This window comes from Actinocrinis sp. (genome assembly GCF_035938995.1).
Taxonomy (GTDB): Bacteria; Actinomycetota; Actinomycetes; order Streptomycetales; family Catenulisporaceae; genus DASZGI01.
Genome location: NZ_DASZGI010000053.1, coordinates 14817 through 36697 on the forward strand (window position 1 = coordinate 14817; position 21881 = coordinate 36697).

The following is a 21881-nucleotide window of genomic DNA, read 5'->3' on the forward strand; positions in this document are numbered from 1 at the left end:
ACTACCTCTGAGCTGCTCTGATAGTATCGTTGTCGACTAGTGATCATTGCAATGCCTCATCTCGTCTCTGAGGCGGGACGATGTTTCATTCTGTATCCCCCGACGCAAGTCGCTCAGACGCCCCGGATCGAACGCTGTGAGGGCTGACATTCGAGCGGTCAGAGAACGGCGGAACTCCCGTCAGCCGCCACCAAGACCCGTGCATGCAGCCTCCCGCGTCAGTGGTCGCCGCCTGGCCTGCCGTGGCAGGGCCGTCCAAACAAGTCGCAATACTGCTTAAAAGTATGCTCTTCAGGCCAATTGATGCCCAGGTCGCTCAGCCCACGTTCCCGACCACTCGGCGCACGCGGTGCACCGGGCCGACGATCGGCGGCGGCGAAGTCAATGACGGGGATGCCGCGTTAACGCATGAGCTCTACGCGTGTTTGAATTTGAACATCCTGCTGGCCGCACGCAGTAAAGCCTCGGTGTGTTCGGCTTCGAAGACGCGGCGGTAAACCTGTACCGCCTCGCGTATACGGCGAGTTCGAGCCAGCAGCGCCGCAAGGTTGAGGAGGGCGATGACGTCTCCAGCGTCGATCGCACGACGAAAGAACTCTTCAGCCTCAGGCTTGCGGCCCATGCGGGCTAGCAGGTTCCCCAAATTGAGCAGGGCGTTCGTGTCTCCAGCGTCGATCGCACGACGAAAGATCTCCTCAGCCTCGGGCTTGCGGCGTGTGCGAGCCAGCACGTTCCCGAGATTGAGCAGGGCGTTCGTGTCTCCAGCGTCGATCGCACGACGAAAGAACCCCTCGGCCTCACGCTTACGACGCGTGCGAGCCAGCACGTTCCCGAGGTCGAATAAGGCGTCAGTGTCTCCAGCGTCAATGGCACGACGAAAGAAAGTCTCCGCCCGGCGTTTGCGACCGGTCTTCACCAGAATCCGCCCGAGGTTGGTGAGGGCGTCGGTTACCCCGGCGTCGACAGCACGACGATAAAACGCCTCAGCCTCACGTTTGCGGCCGATCTTCGACAGCAAGATGCCGAGGTTGTTCAGGGCGTCGGCCTCCTCGGCGTCGATGGCGCGGCGGTAGAGCTCTTCCGCCTCCTCGACACGGTCGGCATTCGCCAAGAGGATCCCGAGGTTGTTCAATGCGCCGGTGTCTCCAGCGTCGATCGCACGACGGTAGAGCTCCTCCGCCTCATGCACGCGACCATCATTGACCAGGAGGATTCCGAGGTTGTTCAATGCGCCGGTGTCTCCAGCGTTGATCGCACGACGGTAGACCTGTTTCGCCTCGCGCACCCGATTGCTGTCTGCCAGCAGGATGCCGAGGTTGTTCAGGGCATTGGTCTGCCCCGCATTGATGGCGCGGCGGTAGACCTGCTGCGCCTCGCGTTTGCGGCCGGCTTTCGCGAGCAGATTCCCGAGGTTGTTCAGGGCGTCTTTGTGCCCGGCGTCGACGGCACGACGGTAGGCCTCCTCCGCCTCCTGGACACGGTCGGCCTTCGCCAGAAGGAGCCCGAGGTTGTTCAGCGCGCTGGTTTCGCCGACATCGACAGCGCGACGATAGGCCTCCTCCGCCTCATGCTCGCGGCCGGCCTTCGCCAACAGGATCCCGAGATCCCGTAGGGCGTCGGTGTCTCCGGCGTCGACAGCGCGACGGTAGGCCTCCTCGGCCTCCTGCTTCCGGCCGGCCTTCACCAGCAGGATCCCGAGATTGTGGTGCGCGTTGGCAAGACCGGCGTCAATGGCACGGCGGTAGAGCTCCTCCGCTTCGCGCGTGCGGCCCGCATGCGCCATCAGAATCCCGAGACTGTTGAGGGCACTGGTGTCTCCGGCGTCAATGGCACGACGGTAAAACTCCTCCGCCTCCTCAACACGGCCGTCTTCCGCCAGCAGAACTCCGAGGCTGCGTAGGGCGCCGGTCTCTCCGGCGTCAATGGCACGACGGTAAAACTCCTCCGCCTCCTCAACACGACCAACCTCCGCCAGCAGAACCCCGAGGCTGGTGAGCGCACCGGTATCGCCAGTATCAACGGCACGACGGTAAAACTCCTCCGCCTCACGTTTGCGGCCGGTCGTCGCCAGAAGGTAGCCCATATTGCGTAGGGCGCCGGTCTCTCCGGCCTTGATGGCGCGGCGGTAGGTCTGCTTCGCCTCGCGCGTGCGGCCGGTCGTCGCCAGAAGGAGCCCGAGGTTGTTCAGTGCGCCGGTCTCTCCGGCGTCAATGGCACGACGGTAAAACTCCTCCGCCTCCTCAACACGGTCAATCCTCGCCAGCAGAACCCCAAGATTGTTCAGCACGCCGGCCTCTCCGGCGTCAATGGCACGACGGTAAAACTCCTCCGCCTCCTCAACACGGTCAATCCTCGCCAGCAAGCCCCCGAAGTTGTGGAGTGCGGTTGTGTGCCCGGCGTCGATGGCGCGGTGGTAGAACCATTCGGCCTCCTCAACACGGTCAGCCCCCGCCAACAGAACCCCGAGATTGTTCAGCGCGTCGATGTCTCCCGTGTTGGCGGCACGGCGGTAGAACTTCTCCGCCTCCTCGGCACGACCGCTCTCCGCCAACAGGACCGCAAGGTTGTTCAGCCCGCCGGTCTCTCCGGTGTCGGCGGCACGGCGGTAAAACTCCTCCGCCTCCTCGGTACGATCGGCCTTCACCAGAAGGCTCCCAAGGTTCTTGAGCGCAGCGGTCTCTCCAGCATCGGCGGCACGGCGGTAGAACTCCTCCGCCTCCTCAACACGGTCAATCCTCGCCAGCAGAACCCCGAGATTGTTCAGCGCGTCTGTGTCTCCAGCATCGACGGCACGGCGGTAAAACTCCTCCGCCTCCTCAACCCGACCAACCTCCGCCAGCAGAACCCCGAGATTGTTCAGCGCGCCGGTCTCTCCACCATCGACGGCACGACGGTAAAACTCCTCCGCCTCGAGCGCGTAGCCAGCCTGTCGGAGGACGGTGCCAAAGTTGCTGAGAGCATCCGCGTCTCCGGCTTCGATGGCGCCGCGGTAGAGCTCCTCCGCCTCCTCGACACGACCAGCCCTGGCTAGCATCAGGCCGAGATTGTGTCGTGCGCCGGTCGCTTCGGCGTCGATGGCACGACGGTAGGCCTCCTCCGCCTCCTCGGTACGACCGGTCTTCGTCAGCAGATTCCCGAGGTTGTTGAGCGCATTGGCTTCCCCATCGTCGACGGCGCGACGGTAGCACTCCTCCGCCTCCTCAACACGACCGACCTCCGCCAGCAGGATCCCGAGATTGTTGAGCACACCGACTTCCCCATCGTCGACGGCACGGCGATAGCACTCCTCCGCCTCCTCAACACGACCGGTCTTCGCCAGCAGGATCCCGAGATTGTTGAGCACACCGGGGTGCCCGGCGTCGATCGCACGGCGGTAGCACTCCTCCGCCTCCTCGGCGCGACCGACTCTCGTCAGCAGGTTCGCGAGGTTGTTGAGCGCACCGGGGTGCCCGGCGTCGATCGCACGGCGGTAGTGCTGCTCGGCCTCGTCAACACGACCGGTCTTCGCCAGCAGAGTCCCGAGGTTGTTGAGCGCATTGGTTTCCCCGGCGTCAGCGGCCTGGCGGTAGAACTCCTCCGCCTCCTCGACACGACCAACCTCCACCAACAGAACCCCGAGGTTGTTGAGCGCACCGACTTCCCCGGCGTCGGCAGCACGGCGGTAGAACTCCTCCGCCTCCTCGACACGACCGGTCTCCGCCAGCAGGATCCCGAGGGTGAAGGATGCTGCGGGATTACCAGTGGCTGCGGCCGAGCGAAAGCAGTGCTCGGCATGGGTCATGGCACCGGTGAAGTAGGCGGTGGTGCCGATCATGAGCCGAGTTGGTGCGTCCGCTGCGGCGATGACGGTTTCCCAGACCTGGTCTGGAATCGGCGTGGTGGCGCGTTGGCGTTGGATGTGGTCGAGCAGGAAGTCGAAGGGTTCGTATGCATCGGCTGCGCGCGGGACCAGGCAGCTGGCGCCGTGCTCGCGGGTCGTCGCCCAGTGCAGGGCCTGGTCGAGTGTGGGCAGGTCACTGCGGTGCCGGTCGGAGGTCGGCACGTAGTGCACGTGAAGGGTCTCAAGCTCGGCCCGGGACAACGGATGGGGATAGCCGGTGCGTCGGGCGTCTACAGCTGCGGTGACGAGGGCGGCACCGGTGAGATTCTCGCCGTACTCCGCACGTTGAAAGCGCTTGACTGTGGCCGGTCCACCGCAGAGGACGGCGCCGAAGCCGTCGTCATCGTGTTCGATGGCGCGTGTGATGCGCCGGTCGGTACTCGACGAGGCGCGATACCGCTCATCGGAAGACAGGGCGGAGGACAGGGGGATGTCCGGGGTGCGCGCTCGATTTAAGACATCTTCGACCAGACGGGCGAGGTCATGTGTCGCGCCGCTTTCGTCGGTCTGGGTGCGGGCCCGCCGTTCTTCCAGGCGAAGTGTCGCCAACACTGCGACGTCGCTAGAACCAGGAGGACAGAGCTTGTCGAGCACAGCGCGGGTGAGCGCGTCAGCGCCCAGATATCGCTCCAGGTCGTCCAGCCAGATCAGGCTGTCGGCGGGGGCGCGGCCGAGCTTGGCGAGTTCAGCCAGAGCTTTACCATCTGCGGGTATCAGCAGCCGGTAATGGGGTACGGCCTCGCGCATGGCCTCAAAGGCCAAGCGAGACTTACCCGCCGCCGAGCGGCCCTCGATGAGAACGAATCCGCCGGACCGGATCCGCTCGACCACCCACGGATGGATATCTCGCGCCACATAGTCAGGAAGCACGTCGGCACTCCCGGCACCCTGCGAGCCGGCGTTGACGGGGTCTGCCTCGTGCACGCCGAGATCCAGCGGGTCGGCATCCCGGACGCGCGGGGGCCTGCGGCCGCGGGGGTCGGTGGTGAACCGGGTCTTCAGGACGAGAGCGCGAGCGCTTTGCGGAGCCAGCAGCGCGGCGAACTCCTGCTTGATGCGATCGGAGGTTCCGGCAGTGATCACCGCGGCGACGGCTCCCGCCGCGGTGACGACGTCGAGCGGAGCCTTGGGCAGTTTGCTGACCCATGTGAGCAGCGCGGCGAGACCTGCCAACGCAAGACTCACCGCGAAGGTAATGACCCGGCGCACTCCGCCCCCTTGCACATCACGCCGCACGCAAGTCCCCACCAGTGACCTCTCGGCGTGGATCCATGATGCCTGCGACGGCCCGCCGCCGTCAGGTGTTCGGCAAATCAATCCCCATGCAACACAGGACTCTGGATCGACCGGCTACCGGTAGCGACAGGGGTGGTGGATGCCTTCGGCGCCAGCGGTTTCGATTCCGGCGAGCGAGGTTTGTCCGTCCCGGGCTTCAGGTGCGATATTTCGGCAGCGGATGGCGCCGGAATCGCCCGTTCAGTCCTTGCGCAAACCCTTAGCGGGCGTGACACCGTTTCTGCCATAGCATCGTGGTGCTGTTGGGTGAGTTTGCAGAGGGGTGCAGGTGGTTGTCCGCATTGGTCCCGGACCGGAGCCCGGCTGGCTCGTGGTCGCGGTGGGCGCCGGGATGGCGGTCGTGGGCTGGTACCAGATCTCCGGGCAGCCGACCGAGGCCCAGCAGCTCCCGTACCTCGCATCGGCCACGATCCCGGGATCGGCGCTGATCATCGTGGGGTCGATGATGATCCTCGCGCGCCGGATGGCGGGATGGGCCGGGCGCGGCGGGGATGCGTACGGCACAACTCGGCAAGGTGCAGCGGCGTATGGCGTGGCTGGGGGAAGCGGCCGAGACGGTGCGTCGAGCGGGCGGGGCGGAGACGACGGGCGCCTTTGGGGGCTGCCCGGTGGTAACTATGTGCATCGGTCCGACTGTCCGTTGATCGACGGCAAGCCTGAAGCGTTCGAGCTCACGAAGGAGGCGGTGGCGGACGGCTCGGCACCGCGGCGCGCCTGCCCGATCTGCGACCCGGACCTCGCGGCGCTCGGCGTCAGCAGCGAGGCGGAGCCTGTAGCTTCTGGCAGCACCGAGCCCAACGAGCGCGGGTAACCGGGGATGAGCGCCGGGGCCGGGCAGTTGGCGGTGGCGGGGCTCGGCATCGGGGCGGTCGCGGGACTGTCCGGCCTGGGGGTGATCACGACCTACCGGGTGACCGGCGTGCTGAATGTGGCGTTCGGCGCGATCGGTATGGCGGCGGCGTTCCTGCTGGACACGGCGGTGCACGCGTGGGGCATTCCGACCGGGGTGGCCGCTGCGGTGATCATTCTCGTGTGCGCTCCGCTGTTCGGGGTGCTGCTGGACTTCGCCGTGTTCAATCCCTTGCAGCGGCGGGCCGCCGGAGTCGGGGCCCAGCTCACCGCCGGTTTCGGGGTGACCGTGCTGCTCGTCGGGATCGCGACGGTGGTGTGGGGTTCGGGCGCCCGCACGGATGCGCCGAGCCTGTTGCCACAGAGCATGGTGCGGTGGGGTGGCCTTTCGATCTCCGACGGGGTGTTCGTCGAGCTGGGGCTGCTGGCGGTGATCGCGGCGGGGCTGATCCTGCTGACCAGGGGCTCCGCGTTCGGGGTGACGATCCGGGCGGTGGTGGACGACCGCAGGCTGGCGGAGCTGTCCGGGCTGCCCGCGCGCGGCCTGGGGCGAGCGGGTTGGGCGATCGGATCCGCGCTGGCGGCCGCGGCCGGGATGCTGCTCGCCCCGCAGCTGCGCCTCGATCCGGTCACCTTCACGCTGTTGCTCTTCGAGACGCTGGGCGTGGTCGTCGCGGCCCGGCTGGCGCACCCGCTCACCGCCGTCGGGGTTGCTCTCGCCACCGGGATCGCGCAGGCCGAGCTGATCGGTGTGCATCTGTCCGGCCGGCCCGGCGAGGTGCTCGGCGCGGTGCGGTCGAATCTCTTCGTGGCCGTGCTGCTGGTCGCGGTGTGGTCGACCCCTGCGTTCCACGAAGCGCGGGAACGGACCTCGGCGACGCTGCGCCGCACGGCGCTGGCCGAACGAGTCGGCGGGTGGTGGCCGGTCGTCGCGCTGGCGGTGGCGGCAGCGCTGCTGCGGCCGGGCGATGTGCGGACGGCGCAGCAGATCCCGGCGCTGGCGGTGGTCCTCCTGTCCTTCCGGGTGCTGCACGAGGGCGGACTGATCTCGCTCGGCCAGACGGCATTCGTGGGCACCGGCGCGCTGATCGCGGCGTGGGAACCCCGGCTCGGCCTGCTCGAGGCCGCCCTCGGTGGAGCGCTGCTGGGCGCGGTGCTCGCGCTTCCGGTCGCGCGCAAACGTCCCCTGCACCTGGCGCTGACGACGCTCGCGATCGCCACGGCAGCCAGCAGATTCGTGTTTGAACAGCCCTTATTCACCCCACCACCCGCAGTGAACCGACCCGGCCTCCTCAGCGGGGATAGGGCGTACCTGGTAGCGGAGGCGGTCGGCCTCGGCTTGGTCGTGCTGCTGCTGGTGCCGCTCGAACACGGCGCACTCGGCCGACGCCTGGCCGCGATCCGCGACAGCGAGCCGGCCGCGCGCATGCTGGGCATCCCCGTGGAGCGCACCAGGGTCCTGGTATTCGTGCTCGGCGGTGCTGTCGCGGCGTTCGGCGGGGCGCTGTGGTGCTATGCCGACCTGTCCTTCGATCCGGCGACGTACGACCCGCTTCGAGGTCTGATCTGGCTGGCAGCGGCGACGGCGGTGGGGATCACGAGCGCGCCGTCACTGATCCTCGCGGCGGTGGGGATGGTGGTCGCGGACACGGTGGTGCCGGGGGCGTCGGCGATCATCGTCGGCGTGGCGGCGCTCACAGCACCGTGGCTGCGCGGCGAGTCGGTCGAGGCCGTGGGGGCGGTGCGATGACGACGGCGTTGCGGTGCCAGGGCGTCCGCGTCCGCTATGGAGGCGTCGAGGTGCTGCACGGAGTGGACTTGGTCGTGCCGTACGGAGCGTTGACAGCGCTGGTCGGGCCCAATGGCGCGGGCAAGACGACGCTGTTGGAGTGGTGCGGCGGCGTTCCCAGTACGGCGACGCGGGAAGAGGGCCGGCTGGAGTTGTCGGGACCTGATGGGCGATCGGCGGACAGTCGTGCGCTGAGGGTGGTGCCCTCGGGCGTTAACGTATTTCCAAATCTGACGGTCACGGACAATCTGCGCGCGACCGGCCGCCCGGACCGCGCGTTCGAGCTTTTCCCCGAACTCGCGGCGCTCGCGGAGCACCAGGCCGCGACGCTGTCCGGCGGGGAGCGGCAGCTCCTCGCGGTCGCCGGTGGGCTGACCGGGAAGTGGCAGGTGCTCCTGGTCGACGAGCCGGTACAGGGACTCGCGGCCGAGCTGGCAGAGCGCGTATATCAGCAGTTGGCGGCGTTCGTCTCGCCGGACCGGGCCGTGCTCGTCGCAGAACCGGCCGCGGAGCGGGCCTTGGCGGTCTGCGATTTCGTGTGGCAGCTCGACCGCGGGCGGATCACGTTCGCCGGGGAACCCTCCGAACTGTTCAGGGAGCGTACGAGATCACCGGCACGGTGAAGCAGTTCGTGTTCATGTCCGGGACCTGTGTCACCCAGCCGCCCGCGCCGGAGTTCGCGGAATCCTGCCACCGAACGACATCGAGGCAGGCGCGTGTGGTCGCGGCGGGCGGCGTCACGGTGAAGGAGGCCGGGATCAGCAGGCCGTGCGCGTCATAGCTCTGCGGCTGGTTCATGAAACGCTCCACGCACGCCCTCGTCACCGCGTTGCCGCATGAGGCGATCGCGTCGGTGAGCCACTGCGCCGAGGCCCAGCCCTCCAACTCCCAGGCGGAGAGCTTGTCCTGGCGGTCGGGGAAGTACTTCGCCATCGCGGCGCGGAACGCGGCTACCGCAGGGTATTGCGTGTCTTCGTAGTTCCGGTCGGAGCCGGTTGCGAACAGGGCGTTGCGACAGTGCGGTGCGTCGGCGTACGTCGTGCGTACGGTCTGGTCCCAGCTCTGGGTCGTCGTCACCTTCGCTATGAGATTCAGGCCGGACTGGTCGATGGCGGCGCAGAGCCTGCCGTTCCCGCTGGTGTCGATGGCGTCGAAGACGATCTGCACGCCGTGCGCCTTCATGTCCGACGCGGCCGCGGCGAAGTTCGGCAGGGCGAAGTCGAGTTGCTCATCGACGACGGTGTAGCCCTCCGCGCGCAAACCGGACGCGACGTACTGCGCGTAGCGGACGGAGTCCGACTGGTTGTACGAGACGACCGCCGCGACATGCGCGCCGAACCGCTGCTTGAAGTAGGCGTACACCTCGGTCGACCCGTAGAGGCGGCCGTTCCAGCCCACCGATCCGTTGCGCGGTTCGTCGGACCCGTAGATCGAGTAAAGATGCTGGTACTGGTCGTAGGCGTTGGTGATGGGCTCGCCGCCGATGTCCGGCACGCCGCGGGAGTTGACGTAACCGGCCGCGGCGTAGTCGAGGATGGAGTTCCCGGCGAACGCGAAGACCTTGTCGCTGTCGATGAGCTGGTGCGCGCACTGCTCGTTGCCGAGACCGCTGCCGCTGTCATCACACTGATCAACGATGATCTTACGGCCGTTGACGCCTCCGGCCGCGTCGAGCGCTTTGAAGAAGGCCTGCGCGCCGTATCCGGGACCAGAGAAGGCGTCCGTGCCGACCGGGCTGGTGATCGAGTCGATCATCCCGACCTTGACGGTGTCGGCGGTGACCCCGTCGACGGCGGGCCCCGCTCCGTCGGTCGCCGCGCTGCTGAATGCGCTGCTCGGCAGGCGGGTGCCGCACCCGGCGACGCTCCCGGCACCGGCCACGGCGACGACCGCGGCGGCGAGCGGCGCCAAGGCCGCGCGCCAATCCCTGATCACGCCCAGGCACTTCCCGGCTTACCGGGTCGTTACGCGGGCGCGGTCCGAGTGGACGGCGAACGGCGCACAGGAAACGATGAGTGGGCGAGCCGCGGCGGCGGTCCGACGGGGGCCGGCGTCGGATGCGCTGGACGGCGTGCACGCGGTCAACGAGGCGGAGCGGCGCGGAACCGCGCCAACGAGCGGAAGGCAACGCGAGATGGCCCAGGCAGAAGCAGCGGAATACGACGTGATCGTCCTGGGTGCCGGGCCGACCGGGGAGAATCTGGCGGAGCGGACCCGCGCCGCCGGGCTGACCACGGTGATCGTGGAGAGCGAACTGGTCGGCGGCGAGTGCTCCTACTGGGCGTGCATGCCGAGCAAGGCGCTGCTGCGGCCGGCCGCCGCGCTGGCCGGCGCCCGGGACGTGGCCGGCTCGCGCCAGGCGGTGACTGGTGCGCTCGACGCCGCCGCGGTCCTCGAGCGGCGCGACACCTTCACCAAGCACTGGAAGGACGACGGCCAGGCCGGCTGGCTCGACTCCGTCCACGTCGACCTCGTGCGCGGCGTGGGGCGGCTCGCCGGGCCGCGCCGGGTGATCGTGCGCACCGCGGAGGGCGACGAACGCGAACTGGTCGCCCGGCACGCGGTGGCCGTCTGCACCGGGACCCGCGCTCTGCTGCCCGACCTGCCGGGGCTCGCCGACGCGAAGCCGTGGACCAGCCGCGAGGCGACCAGTTCGGCGACGGTCCCCGGCCGTCTCGTGATCGTGGGTGGCGGAGTGGTCGGGGTCGAGATGGCCACCGCGTGGCGGGCGCTCGGCTCGGAGGTCACCCTCCTGGCCCGCCGCGGCCTGCTGCCCCGGATGGAGCCGTTCGCGGGCGAGATGGTGGCGGACGCGTTGGTGAAGGCGGGCGTCACCGTGGACCTCGACGGCGAAGTCACGGGTGTGCGGCGGCCGGTGCACCCGGGCCCGGTCACCGTCGAGCTTGAGGGCGGGCGCACGCTCGAGGCCGACGAGGTGCTGTTCGCCACCGGACGGTTGCCGCACACCCAGGAGATCGGCCTGGACACGGTCGGGCTCGAGCCCGGATCGTGGCTCGAGGTCGACGAGACCTGCCGGGTCACGGCGGTGGAGGACGGCTGGCTCTACGCGGCGGGCGACGTCAACCACCGGGCGCTGCTCACCCACCAGGGCAAGTACCAGGCGCGGATGGCCGGCGCGGCGATCGCCGCCCGCGCGCTCGGCCGGCCGGTGGACGACAAGCCGTGGGGCGCCCACGTGGCGACCGCGGACAAGCAGTCCGTGCCGCAGGTGGTCTTCACCGAGCCGGAGGTCGCGTCTGTCGGCTTGACCTCGCAGGAGGCCGAGCGCGCCGGTTACAAGACCCGGGTGGTGGACTACGATCTCGGTTCGGTGGCCGGCGCCTCCCTCTACGCCGACGACTACTCCGGACGCGCCCGGATGATCGTGGATAGCGAGCGCGAGGTGCTGCTCGGGGTCACATTCGTCGGCCCGGGCATCGGAGAGCTGATCCACTCGGCGACGGTGGCCGTGGTCGGCGAGGTGCCGATCGCGCGGCTGTGGCACGCGGTGCCGTCCTACCCGACGATCAGCGAGATCTGGCTGCGGCTCTTGGAGACCTACCGCGGCTGAATAGCGAGGCGGGGAACGGCCATGTGCTGGAGTTCGACGGCTGATCTGGTCATGGGCAGCGCCATCGCGGCGATCGGGGTCGCCTCGGTGGCGGGCGCGGCGAGTCACGGGCGGGTGCGTGAGCTGCCGCTCGCCGCGCTGCCGCTGCTGCTCGGCGCGCACCAGCTCATCGAGTCGGTGGTATGGGCCAAGTGGGACCATCTGCCCGGCGCCGCGCCCACGGGCACCGCGTCCATGACCAGCGCGACTACGAGCGCTGCGTCGATGAGCCCGCAACTGGTGGGCGGATGGGCGGTCGTGGCGTGGGCCGTGATCGCCTTTCCGCTGCTGCCGACCTTCGTTCCGGGCGTGGTGCTGCTGGCCGCAGGGCCGGGGCACCGAGCGCGCCTCGTCCCGTTCGCCGTCGTCGGCCTGGCCACGTCCGCCGTGTTTGCGTACGCGCTTGCGAGCGGGCCGATCACGGCTGAGGCGGTCGGCCACACCATGCACTACGGGGTGCATGATCTGCGCCTGGCCTGGCTGGTCTCGATCGCCTACCTTGTGGCCGCGCTCGGCGCGCTGCTGGCGAGTGATCGAACCGATGTCCGCCTGCTCGGCGTCGTCGGCGGCGTGGGCGCACCGGCTTGCTACTTGCTGTGGCATTATGCGTTCGCCTCGACGTGGTGCGCGCTGGCGGCCGCGGCGAGCCTGGTCCTCCTGCGGTGGTCCTGGTCCCGCGAGCGTGGCGGCATCCGAGCGCAGCGTCATAAGGTGACGGCATGATCCGACCCGCCCGCCCCGCCGACGTGCCCGCGATCCACCGGCTGATCTGCGATCTCGCCGAGTACGAGCGGTCCCGGGACCAGGTCGAGGCGACCCCCGGGCACCTGCACGCGGCGCTGTTCGGCCCGGCGCCGGCGGTGTTCGCGCATGTGGCCGAGACCGAGGCTGGGACTGAGTCCGGGACTGAGTCCGGGGACGGACCGCAGATCGTCGGCTTCGCCCTGTGGTTCCTGAACTTCTCCACCTGGACCGGGCGGCACGGCATCTACCTTGAGGACCTGTATGTGCGGCCGGAACACCGCGGCGGTGGCCACGGTCGGGCGCTGCTGACCGAGCTGGCCAGGATCTGCGTCGAGCGCGGGTACCGGCGCCTCGAGTGGGCCGTGCTGGATTGGAACGAGCCGTCGATCGGGTTCTACAAGGCGCTCGGCGCGGTCCCGATGGACGAGTGGACGGTCTTCCGGCTCACCGGCGACGCGCTCGCGAAGGTCGCGGGCGACGGCGAAAGCTGAGCTGGGCGCGCGCAATGGCACCAGCCGACGCGCGGCCGGACGCCCCAGCGGCACGGCCCCCGCTCGCCATGGTCGCCGCGCAATGGACGCGCCTCGGCTGCATCGGTTTCGGCGGCCCGCCGGCGCACATCAACCTGCTGCGGCGACTGTGCGTCGAGCGCTACCGCTGGCTGACCGCGGAAGAATTCGAGCACGGGATCGCCGCGGCGAACCTGCTGCCCGGCCCGGCCTCGACCCAGCTGACCATCTTCTGCGCCTGGCGGGTGCGCGGCGTGCTGGGCGGTCTCGTCGGCGGGATCTGCTTCATCCTGCCCGGCCTGGTGATCATCCTCGCCCTCGCCGCAGTCCTGCTGGGCGGGCATCCGCCGCTCGCAGTGCGGGGTGCCGCAGCCGGAGCCGGGGCCGCCGTCGCAGCGGTCGCCGTGCGGGCCGCTTCCGACCTGGCGGTTCCGTCCTGGAACCGGGTACGCGCGCATCCATACCGCCGCCTGCGCTGGATCGGCTGGCTGTGCGCGGGCGGCGGCGCGGCGGCGTTGATCGGACCGGAACTCGTGCTCGTCCTGATCGGATGCGGACTGATCGAGGCTGTGATCCGCAACAGCTCAGCTCGACGTGCGCTGCGGCTTAAGAGCGTCGTTCCAGGACTGCTGGCCGCGCCGAAAACCGCAGTCTTGGCGGCGGTTGCCGGGGTGGCGGGCGCGGGGGGAATCGGCGCGCTGGTGTGGGTGGCGTTCAAGGTCGGCGCGCTGTCCTATGGCGGCGGCTTCGTGATCGTCCCGCTGATGCAGAGCGACGCCGTGCACCACTACCACTGGATGACGTCCGCCCAGTTCCTCGACGCGGTGGCGCTCGGCCAGATCACGCCGGGCCCGGTCGTGCTCACCGTCGCAGTTGTCGGATACGCCGCTGCCGGTCTCGTCGGCGGACTGCTGGCCGTGGCGGTCGCCTTCGCTCCGTCGTTCCTGTTCGTACTCGGCGGAGCGCGGCACTTCGACGCCCTGCGCACCAACAGGACCGTCCAGGCTTTCCTCGCCGGGGCCGGTCCGGCGGCGATCGGGGCGATCGCCGGATCCGCGATCCCGCTCGCCCTCGCGCTCCAGCACCTATGGCAGATCGGCGTACTCGCTGCCGCGGCCGCCTGGCTGATGGTGGCGCGGCGCGAAGGGGACCGGCGCGGGGTGGTCAGCGCACTCGCCGGAGCCGCCGCGCTCGGGGTGATCGCGGTGTTCGCCGGGGCGCCGGTCAGCTGACCACCCGCCGGGGCCTAGGCCGTCCCGACCAGGGCCGGATACGCGCTGGGGTCGAGGGTGAATTCGGCGTCGTCGCGGTCGTAGTCGAATAGCTCACCGTAGCGGCCCCAGTCGATGGCCGTCTCCAGCTGCTGGCGCGCCTCTTCGGTCGAGTAGCCGCGCCGCAGCAGATCGAGGAAGAAGCCCTCGCGCAGAGTGTGGTCCTCGGTGGCGGTCAGGGCCTGTGCGATCGCCCGCACCAGCGGCGCGTGCGCGACGGCGTGCCGGGCGAACAGCTGCTTGCTGGTGAGGATGTCCGCGGCGGCGAACTCGCGGCCGTCGGCGGTGATCTCCAGCCGGGCGCCCTTCGTACCGGCCAGGCCGAGCATCACGGCCGCGTCCACCAGGGGCAGCAGGTCGTCGATCTCGAAGTTGAGCTCGTCCGCGATCTCGGCGAGGCCGTCCTCGCCGCCGCGCGCGGCCAGGATCTCCAGCAGGCCGGCCATCCCGCCGGGGCTGACGACCGGAAGCGGGGTGTTGATCGGCGTCGGGGCGGGGCGGGCCGGGCGGGGGACCCCGTCGGTCGGGTGCTCGGCGACGGCGATGGCCGCGGTGGCCCTGTCCTCGCGCCCGGTCAGGATGCCGTAGACGGTGTCCACGATGGACTCGAAGCGGGGCGCGTGCCGGTCGCGCGGGCGCGGCAGCTCCACGGCGAGCTCCGCCTTGATCCGCCCGGGATTGGAGGACAGCACGAGGATCCGGTCGGCCAGCAGCACCGCCTCCTCGATGTTGTGCGTGACGATGAGGATCGACTTGACCGGCGCCTCATGCCCCTCCCAGAGGCCGACCAGTTCGTTGCGCAGGTTCTCCGCGGTCAGCACGTCGAGGGCGGAGAAGGGCTCGTCCATCAGCAGCGCGTCCGGCTCGACGACGATCGCCCGGGCGAAGCCGACCCGCTGCCGCATGCCGCCGGACAGCTCCTTGGGATAGGCGCTCTCGAAGCCGTCCAAGCCGATCAGGTCGATCGCCTTGAGCGCCCGCTCCCGGCGCTCCGCCTCGGGCACGCCGCGGGCCTGGAGCCCGAGCTCCACGTTCTGCTGCACCGTCAGCCAGGGCAGCAGCGCGAAGGACTGGAAGATCATCGCCACGCCCGGGTTCGCGCCGTTCAGCGGGGTCCCGCGGTACGCGACGGTACCGCCCGACGGCGCGATCAGCCCGGCGACGCAGCGCAGCAGCGTGGACTTGCCGGAGCCGGACTTCCCGAGCAGCGCCACGATCTCGCCCTCGGCGAGGCTGAAGCTGATCGCGTCGAGCACCGGCAGAGCACGCCCGTCGGGGTTGGTGAAGCTCTTGGTGACCGACTCGGCCTCGATGATGACCGGGCCGACGGTGCGCGCCTGCGCCGGGTTCGGCGCCGCGGTCTGCGATTGGCTCATGCGGACGGGTCCCTCCGGGATCACAGAGCGTAGCGGGTCTCGGCCAGGCGGTACATGCGGCGCCAGAACAGCCGGTTGAGCGCGACCACATAAAAGCTCATCACCAGGATGCCGATGAGGATCTTCGGGAAGTCGCCGTTCGTGGTGGCGTCGGCGATGTACGCGCCGAGGCCGGCGGCCCGCAGGTTGTGCGGTCCGTAGGAGACGATCTCGGCGACGATCGACGCGTTCCACGCGCCACCCGCCGCGGTGATGCCCCCGGTGACGTACGACGGGAAGATCGCCGGGAGGATGAACTTGCGCCAACGCAGCTTGCCGTCCACCCGCAGGCTGGTCATCGCCTCACGCAGGTCCGAGGGGATGGCGGAGGCCCCGGCGATGACGTTGAACAGGATGTACCACTGCGAGCCGAGCGCCATCAGCAGGATCGCGCCGATATCGAGCGAGACGTGCAGCGCCACGAACACGATGGTGGCCAGCGGGAACAGGAAGTTCGCCGGGAAGCTGGCCAGCACCTGCACGATCGGCTGCGCGATCCGGGTCACCTTGGGGTTCATGCCGATCCACACGCCGATCGGCACCCAGATCACCGTGGCGACCGCGAGCAGCACGACGACCCGGCCGAAGGTCGCCGCGCCGAGGGCGAAGGCGTGTCCGAACTCGCCGAACCCGATCGTGTCGCGGATGTACCCGCCGGCCTTCCACACCCCGTAGGCGATCAGGGTCGTGATGACGCCGGCGAAGAAGACGTCCCCGGTGCGCTCCCGGACCGGCGAGACGCCCAGCGGGTGCTCGGCCAGGCCGAACGGCCGGGTGACCCGGTCCAGCGCGACGCCGACCGGCTTCAGCGGGCGGCCGACCAGGCGCGGCACCTCGGAGCGGCGCAGCAGGTCGAGCACCAGGCTGCGCGGGCGCTCGGCCGCTTCGGACTCCTCCACCCGGAACCGCTCGGACCACGCGGTGAGCGGCCGCCAGAACAGCACATTGACACCGACGACCATCACGATCATCACGGCGATGGCGATGCCGACCTGGCCCATGTTCCCGGCCTGGATCGCGGCGGCGGCGTAAGAGCCGATGCCGGGCAGCGCGTACTGGTGCCGCAGGACGCTGATGGACTCGGAGGCGGCCAGGAAGAACCAGGCCCCGCCGAAACTCATCATCCCGTTCCAGACCATCGGGATCATGCCGCCGGGCACGTCGAGCTGCCAGAACCGCTGCCACTTGGTGAGCCGCATCACCCGGGCGGCCTCGTCGAACTCGCGCGGCTGCGAGATCAGCGAGTAATGGAAGGCGAACGTCATGTTCCACGCCATCGCGGTGAAGATGGCGAAGATCGACGCGCACTCGAGGCCGAGTTCGGAGCCGGGGAAGAGGTTGATGAACGCGGTCACGGTGACCGAGAGGAAGCCGAGCACCGGGACCGACTGGAGGATGTCGAGCACCGGCAGCAGCACCTTCTCCGCGCGGCGCAGCCGGGCGGCGGCGGTGGCGTAGACGAACGTGAAGAGCACGGAGACGATGAGCGCGATGAACATCCGCACCAGCGAGCGGATGGCGTAGTACGGCAGGTTCGCCGGATCCATGGACACGGTCGACGGCGCCGTGGACGGCAGGAACGGGGCGTTGAGCGCGGGGGCCAGCCGCAGCAGGCCGTAGAGCAGCGCCACGATAGCGGCGCCGACCACCACGTCCGGCCACCTCAGGGCGGGCCGTCGCCACACGCCCCCGGAGGGGAAACCACCCAGACCCGCCACGCGCACCCCTTCCACCGCGCCTGTCTGCACCAGCCATTGTGACGGACCACACGTACGTGCCGCGCTAAAGCCCTGTCCAGTGATCGACGGTTACGCCAACTTTGGGCGTACTTTCCGGCGGTGCGAAGCCGCAACCCGGCCATGACTTGCGCAAACATGCAACCGTGCAGCCGCCTCTGACGTCAAGGACGGCAGATGGAGGTCCGAGGGGCGATGAGAGGGCGCGGACGTGAACGGTCGGGGTGACTACTGGACTGCCGAACCTCGCGATCCCGGACCGGGGCGCGAGCGGGCCGCGGCTGATCGGAACAGGTCACAGTGGGCTCCCGAACGGGGCGGCCCTAGGAGCGAAAGCGCGGACCAGTTCACGGACGAATGGGCGCCCCGCAGCCGGAGCGGAACCCGGCGGTCGCCTGGCGGCCGACCCGATGCCGACCTCGACCGGGACCAGTTTCCCCGCAGCGCCCGCCCGACCCGGTCCGCCGAGCGCGGCCGTCGCAAGGCTGCGGGTAAGAAGGCTGTGGACAAGAAGGCACGGCGGAAGAAGCGGCTCAAGATCGCCGCCGGGATCGCCGCGGGCGTGATCCTCGCCGTCGCCGCCACCGGCACGTACATCTACGAGCACTTGTTCGGCAACATCCAGACCGTCAGCCTGTCCTCGCTCACGAATCGCCCGGCCGCCGCCAAACCGGACGCCTTCGGCAACGTCCAGCAGAACATCCTGATCCTCGGTTCGCAGACCCGCGACGGTCAGACCGGCCCGCACCTGGGCAACTCCACCAAGCTGGGCACCAACATCTCGGACACCACGATGCTGGTGCACATCAACGCCGAGCACAAATGGGCCGTCGTCGTCTCCATCCCGCGCGACCTGATCGTGCCGCGCCCGCAGTGCCAGGGCCGCAACGACCCCAACACCACTGTCCAGGCCTCCAGCGCCGACATGTTCGACCTGGCGATGAACCTGGGCGGGCCGGCCTGCGCGGTGGCCACCGTCGAGCAGATGACCGGCATCCGCATCGACCACTTCGTCGAGGTCACCTTCAACGCCTTCCAGGAGCTGACCACAGCCGTCGGCGGGGTCCAGGTCTGCATCCCGGAGCCAGGAATCAACGACCCCAACTACAGCGGCCTGGTGCTCAGCGCCGGGCTGCACACCATCAGCGGCGGCCAGGCGCTGGAGTTCATCCGGGACCGGCACGGCGTCGGCACCGGCACCGACCTCGGCCGCATCCAGTACCAGCAGATGTTCGTCTCATCGCTGTTCACCAAGGTCACGAGCGCGGGCACGTTGGCCGACCCGATCACGCTCTACAAGATCGCGAACGCGGTGACCAGCAACCTGACCGTGGACGACGGGCTCAAGTCGGTCTCGACGATGGTGGGCCTGGCCCAGAGCGTGCAGAGCTTGAAGAGCCACTACATCCAGTTCGTCACCGCGCCCTACGTCTTCGACCCGGCGAACCAGAACCGCGTCGATCCGGGCCCGGGGTTCGGCACCGTGTGGACGGATCTTCGCAACGACCAGCCACTGCCCGGATCCAACGCCGCGTCAGCCTTCGGGACCTCGGCCAAGTCGGTGACCGCGGGGGGCCCGACCGCGCCGGCCTCCACATCGACTGGCGCATCGACGAACACTGTTCCGCTCTCGTCGCTCACGGTGAAGGTCTACAACGGAACCGCGACGGCCCACCTCGCGGCCTACGCCGCCGCGAACCTGAAGGCGCTCGGTGTGAACACCAGCATCGGCTACAGCGGTTACAGCGGATACGCCAAGACCGAGGTCTACTACCCGGCCGGGCAGCAGGCGCAGGCTCAGGCGCTGGCGAACCAGATAGCGGGCGCCGTGGTCAAGCCGAGCAGTTCGGTCGGCACCCTGACCCTGGTCATCGGCGAGAACGCCCCGGCGAACATCACCGCCGTGCCGGACACCACCGCGGTGGGGACGGGTTCGGGCGCGGGCTCCACGGCGGGCTCAACGCCGACGGCGACGATCAGCGCCGAGAGCCGCACGGGCGACCAGAACATCTGCTCCAGCCTGCCGGCGCCGGTCAAGTACGGCGGGCACCCGTAAGCCTGAAGTACCAGCCCTTCGCGGCGATCGTCAGCGCGCAGTAGCCGAGAACGATCGCCGCGAGCACCGGATAGAAGCGGGCCGGCGGGGCCGCGAAGCCGAGCGCCCCCGCGGCCGGGCCGACCAGCGGCACCATGAAGGCCGCCACGGCCACCGCGAGCGTGGCCAGGACGACCGGCGCCGCCGCCCGGTCGCACCGGGCGAGGCGCCGGGTCCGCAGCAGGTGGACCGCGACGGCCTGGGTCAGCAGGTTCTCCATGAACCATCCCGCGTACATGGCGGCCTTCACGGCGGCCGGGACTCCGCCCGCACCGGCACCGATCGGCCCGACTCCCAGCATGCCGCCGAGTGCCTGGAAGGTCGCGAGGTCGGCGAGCGTGTTGACCGGGGCGAGCAAGAGGGTGAACAACGCGAGGTCGGACACGGAGAAGGTGCGTGGCCGGGCGGTCTCGCGCGCGCTGACGCGATCCACGGAGAGGGCCATCTGTGACAGGTCGAAGCAAAGGTTCTGCACCAGCACCTGGAACGGGAGCATCGGCAGGAACGGCAGCAGCAGCGCGGCCAGCATCAGGGACAGCGCGTTGCCGAGGTTGGCACTGATCGTGATCTTCAGATACTTGACCGCGTTGGCGGCGGCGTGCCGGCACTGGATGACCGCGGTGGCGAGCCCGCCGAGATCCTTCTCGCCGAGGACGACATCCGCGCACTCGACGGCGAGGTCCGACCCGTCGCGCACGGCGATTCCGACGTCCGCGGCGCGCAGCGCGGGCGCGTCGTTCACCCCGTCGCCGAGGAAGCCGGTCACCCGTCCGGCGTCGCGCAGCGCGGCGACGACCTTGGCCTTCTGCGCCGGGGTGGTGCGCGCGAACACGGAGGTCTCGACGGCCAGAGCACGCAGTTGCTCGTCGTCGCAGGCGTCGATCTGCGCACCGGTGACCATCCGCGCCGCGTCCACACCCACCGCGGCGCATACCGCGGCGGCGACTGACGGAGCGTCACCGGTGACCACCTTCACCTCGACGCCGAGTTCGGACAGCCGCGCCAATGCCGGAGCGGCCGCCTTCTTCGGCCGGTCGCACAGCGCCACGAACCCCACAAAGGCGAGCCCCTGCTCGTCGGCCGGACGCAGAGGCTTGCCGCGCGACCGGCCGGAAAGCTCTCGCACCGCGATCGCGAGCAGCCGCGTCTGGCCGAGTCGGCCCTCGGACGGGTCGTCCCCTAAACGGAGCAGCCGCGCGCGTTCAGCGTCGTCCAGGGGATACCGCTCGCCGTCCTTGAGGACATCAGCACACGCGTCCAGTACCTCGTGGACCGCTCCACGCGTGGCGATGACGGCCGTACCGAGGCGGCCGGGCTCGCGCAACAGGGCGCTGGCGCGGCGGCGCTGCGGATCGAAGGGGAGAACGTCGAGGACGTCCATCGGGTCGGCGTCGGCACTCGCGTCGGTGATGTCGTCGAGCAGCGCTTCGTCGTAAGCGTCGAGCAAACCGGGTGCGAGGGCTCCGACCGCCGCGCTGATCCGCCTCGCCCAGAGCAGCGCCGCGGGATCCGGGCCGCCCGCGGGATCCAGGCTGTCGGTGACGGACGGCCGCCCCACGGTCAGGGTGCCGGTCTTGTCGACGCAGAGGGTGTCCATCGCGCCGATGTTGTGAATCGCCGGCAGCCGCCGCACGACGATCCCGGCGTCGGCCATGACCCGCGCGGCCCTGGTCATCACCGCCGTCGTCACCACGGGCAGCATCTCGGGCGTCAGGCCGACCGCGACGGCGAGGGTGAACTCGAGCACTTCGGAGCCGATGCCGCGGGTGTTGGCGAGGGCGATCAGTGCCACCGGCACGGCTGTCGCCATGAACGCCAGCAACAGCGCCGTCACCCGCTTGACGCCCCGGTCGAAGGCGGTGGCGGCCGGTCCTGGCCGCGTGCTCACGCCGTGTGCCGCGCCGAATGCGGTCGCGGTGCCGGTGGCTATGACCACGCCGGTGCCCGTGCCGTGCGCGACCACCCCACCCATCGGGCACAGCCACGGCCGGTCGGGCGCGGCGCGATCGGGGCCGGAGGCTGGGGGAACGGACTTGGCGGCCGGACGAGACTCTCCGGTGAGCGCCGCTTCGGCGACCGTCAGACCGGCGCCGCGCAGGAGATAGAGGTCGGCGGGGACGAGATCGCCGGGCATCAGGTTCACGAGGTCGCCGGGCACGAGCTGTTCGATCGGGACCTCGCGCGCCCTCGGCGGGGCGTCCGGGCCGGCGCGGCGCACGACGGTCGCGCTCGCGGAGACCAGGGCGCGCAGAGCGGCCGCGGCACGCTCGCCGCGATGCTCCTGGCGCACGCGCAGGACACAGCTCACGGCCGCCATGGTGCCGATGACGAGCGCGCTCGCGCCGTTGTCGGCCGCTGCGGCGACGACCGCGAGGACGGCGAGCAGCAGGACGAAGGGGTTGCGGGCGGCTGCGAGGATCCGGGCGTGCGTCGCCATACGCGGCGACGCGACCAGTGAGTTTTCGCCGTAGACCAGCGCGCGCCGTTCCGCCTCCGCTTCCTCGAGGCCGCGTGCGCTGGTGCCGAGGGTGCGCAACAGCTGGTGCCGGGGCATGACCGCGAACGCCGAGGGTTCGTCAGACAGGACGAAAGACTCTGCTTCGTCCGGCGGCTGCGCGCCGCCGGGCAGCAGCGTGAACGCCGACAACGCGGCGTCCGCTCCGTCGAGCGCCATGGGAGCCGCCGGC

Annotated in this window: 13 protein-coding genes; 8 read left to right on the forward strand and 5 right to left on the reverse strand. The window is 69.7% G+C overall.

Features of this window, described 5'->3' with window-relative positions; translation table 11 throughout:
- Positions 1-415 precede the first annotated feature (415 nt).
- Positions 416-5089 carry a tetratricopeptide repeat protein gene (locus VGZ32_RS03540; protein ID WP_326884336.1) on the reverse strand — a complete coding sequence of 1558 codons (4674 nt, stop codon included), beginning with the start codon at positions 5087-5089 and terminating at the stop codon, positions 416-418.
- Between the two features lie 355 nt (positions 5090-5444).
- On the opposite strand from VGZ32_RS03540, the gene VGZ32_RS03545 reads away from it, so the two are divergent.
- Genes VGZ32_RS03545 through VGZ32_RS03555 form a run of 3 tightly spaced genes read left to right on the forward strand, consistent with a single transcriptional unit; the run spans position 5445 to position 8437 of the window.
- Positions 5445-5987: a hypothetical protein gene (locus VGZ32_RS03545; RefSeq protein WP_326884337.1), complete on the forward strand. Its 543-nt coding sequence runs from the start codon at positions 5445-5447 to the stop codon at positions 5985-5987.
- A 6-nt stretch (positions 5988-5993) separates the two neighbouring features.
- Positions 5994-7775, forward strand: a complete 1782-nt coding sequence (locus tag VGZ32_RS03550) for an ABC transporter permease subunit (protein WP_326884338.1) — start codon at positions 5994-5996, stop codon at positions 7773-7775.
- The gene (locus VGZ32_RS03555; protein WP_326884339.1) at positions 7772-8437 is read left to right on the forward strand and encodes an ATP-binding cassette domain-containing protein; all 666 of its coding nucleotides are present in this window, start codon (positions 7772-7774) and stop codon (positions 8435-8437) included. The genes VGZ32_RS03550 and VGZ32_RS03555 overlap by 4 nt, the downstream gene beginning before the upstream one ends.
- On the opposite strand, the gene VGZ32_RS03560 is transcribed toward VGZ32_RS03555, so the two are convergent.
- On the reverse strand, positions 8406-9749 hold the full coding sequence (locus VGZ32_RS03560) for an ABC transporter substrate-binding protein (protein ID WP_326884340.1): 1344 nt from the start codon (positions 9747-9749) through the stop codon (positions 8406-8408). The two genes, VGZ32_RS03555 and VGZ32_RS03560, sit on opposite strands and share 32 nt — an antisense overlap.
- A 199-nt stretch (positions 9750-9948) precedes the next feature.
- Here VGZ32_RS03560 and VGZ32_RS03565 point away from each other — a divergent pair, with 199 nt between their 5' ends.
- The 4 genes from VGZ32_RS03565 to chrA are packed head-to-tail and all read left to right on the forward strand — an operon-like array spanning position 9949 to position 13909.
- Positions 9949-11385 carry an NAD(P)/FAD-dependent oxidoreductase gene (locus tag VGZ32_RS03565; protein WP_326884341.1) on the forward strand — a complete coding sequence of 479 codons (1437 nt, stop codon included), beginning with the start codon at positions 9949-9951 and terminating at the stop codon, positions 11383-11385.
- A 21-nt stretch (positions 11386-11406) separates the two neighbouring features.
- Complete coding sequence (locus tag VGZ32_RS03570) at positions 11407-12147, forward strand: DUF6629 family protein (RefSeq protein WP_326884342.1); 741 nt, start codon at positions 11407-11409, stop codon at positions 12145-12147.
- On the forward strand, positions 12144-12659 hold the full coding sequence (locus VGZ32_RS03575; RefSeq protein ID WP_326884343.1) for a GNAT family N-acetyltransferase: 516 nt from the start codon (positions 12144-12146) through the stop codon (positions 12657-12659). Before VGZ32_RS03570 ends, VGZ32_RS03575 begins: the two co-directional genes overlap by 4 nt.
- A gap of 14 nt (positions 12660-12673) precedes the next feature.
- Positions 12674-13909: a chromate efflux transporter gene (gene chrA / locus VGZ32_RS03580; protein WP_326884344.1), complete on the forward strand. Its 1236-nt coding sequence runs from the start codon at positions 12674-12676 to the stop codon at positions 13907-13909.
- Positions 13910-13923: 14 nt separating this feature from the next.
- Here the strand turns inward: chrA and VGZ32_RS03585 are convergent, their stop codons facing one another.
- Positions 13924-15324: a nitrate/sulfonate/bicarbonate ABC transporter ATP-binding protein gene (locus VGZ32_RS03585; RefSeq protein WP_326884345.1), complete on the reverse strand. Its 1401-nt coding sequence runs from the start codon at positions 15322-15324 to the stop codon at positions 13924-13926.
- Between the two features lie 20 nt (positions 15325-15344).
- Entirely contained in the window at positions 15345-17081 is a 1737-nt protein-coding gene (locus VGZ32_RS03590) for an ABC transporter permease (RefSeq protein ID WP_326884346.1), read from the reverse strand.
- 520 nt (positions 17082-17601) lie between these two features.
- Between VGZ32_RS03590 and VGZ32_RS03595 the strand changes: the two genes are divergently transcribed.
- Positions 17602-19155 carry an LCP family protein gene (locus VGZ32_RS03595; protein ID WP_326884347.1) on the forward strand — a complete coding sequence of 518 codons (1554 nt, stop codon included), beginning with the start codon at positions 17602-17604 and terminating at the stop codon, positions 19153-19155.
- Here the strand turns inward: VGZ32_RS03595 and mgtA are convergent.
- Entirely contained in the window at positions 19133-21868 is a 2736-nt protein-coding gene (mgtA, locus tag VGZ32_RS03600) for a magnesium-translocating P-type ATPase (protein WP_326884348.1), read from the reverse strand. The genes VGZ32_RS03595 and mgtA overlap by 23 nt on opposite strands.
- Positions 21869-21881: the final 13 nt, after the last annotated feature.

Bases quoted from the DNA above. Each gene is read 5' to 3' on its own strand.
- VGZ32_RS03550 (WP_326884338.1), top strand. From the start codon at position 5,994: ATGAGCGCCGGGGCCGGGCAGTTGGCGGTGGCGGGGCTCGGCATCGGG.
- VGZ32_RS03555 (WP_326884339.1), top strand. From the start codon at position 7,772: ATGACGACGGCGTTGCGGTGCCAGGGCGTCCGCGTCCGCTATGGAGGC.
- VGZ32_RS03575 (WP_326884343.1), top strand. From the start codon at position 12,144: ATGATCCGACCCGCCCGCCCCGCCGACGTGCCCGCGATCCACCGGCTG.
- chrA (WP_326884344.1), top strand. From the start codon at position 12,674: ATGGCACCAGCCGACGCGCGGCCGGACGCCCCAGCGGCACGGCCCCCG.
- VGZ32_RS03585 (WP_326884345.1), bottom strand. From the start codon at position 15,324: ATGAGCCAATCGCAGACCGCGGCGCCGAACCCGGCGCAGGCGCGCACC.
- VGZ32_RS03570 (WP_326884342.1), top strand. From the start codon at position 11,407: ATGTGCTGGAGTTCGACGGCTGATCTGGTCATGGGCAGCGCCATCGCG.
- VGZ32_RS03565 (WP_326884341.1), top strand. From the start codon at position 9,949: ATGGCCCAGGCAGAAGCAGCGGAATACGACGTGATCGTCCTGGGTGCC.
- mgtA (WP_326884348.1), bottom strand. From the start codon at position 21,868: ATGGCGCTCGACGGAGCGGACGCCGCGTTGTCGGCGTTCACGCTGCTG.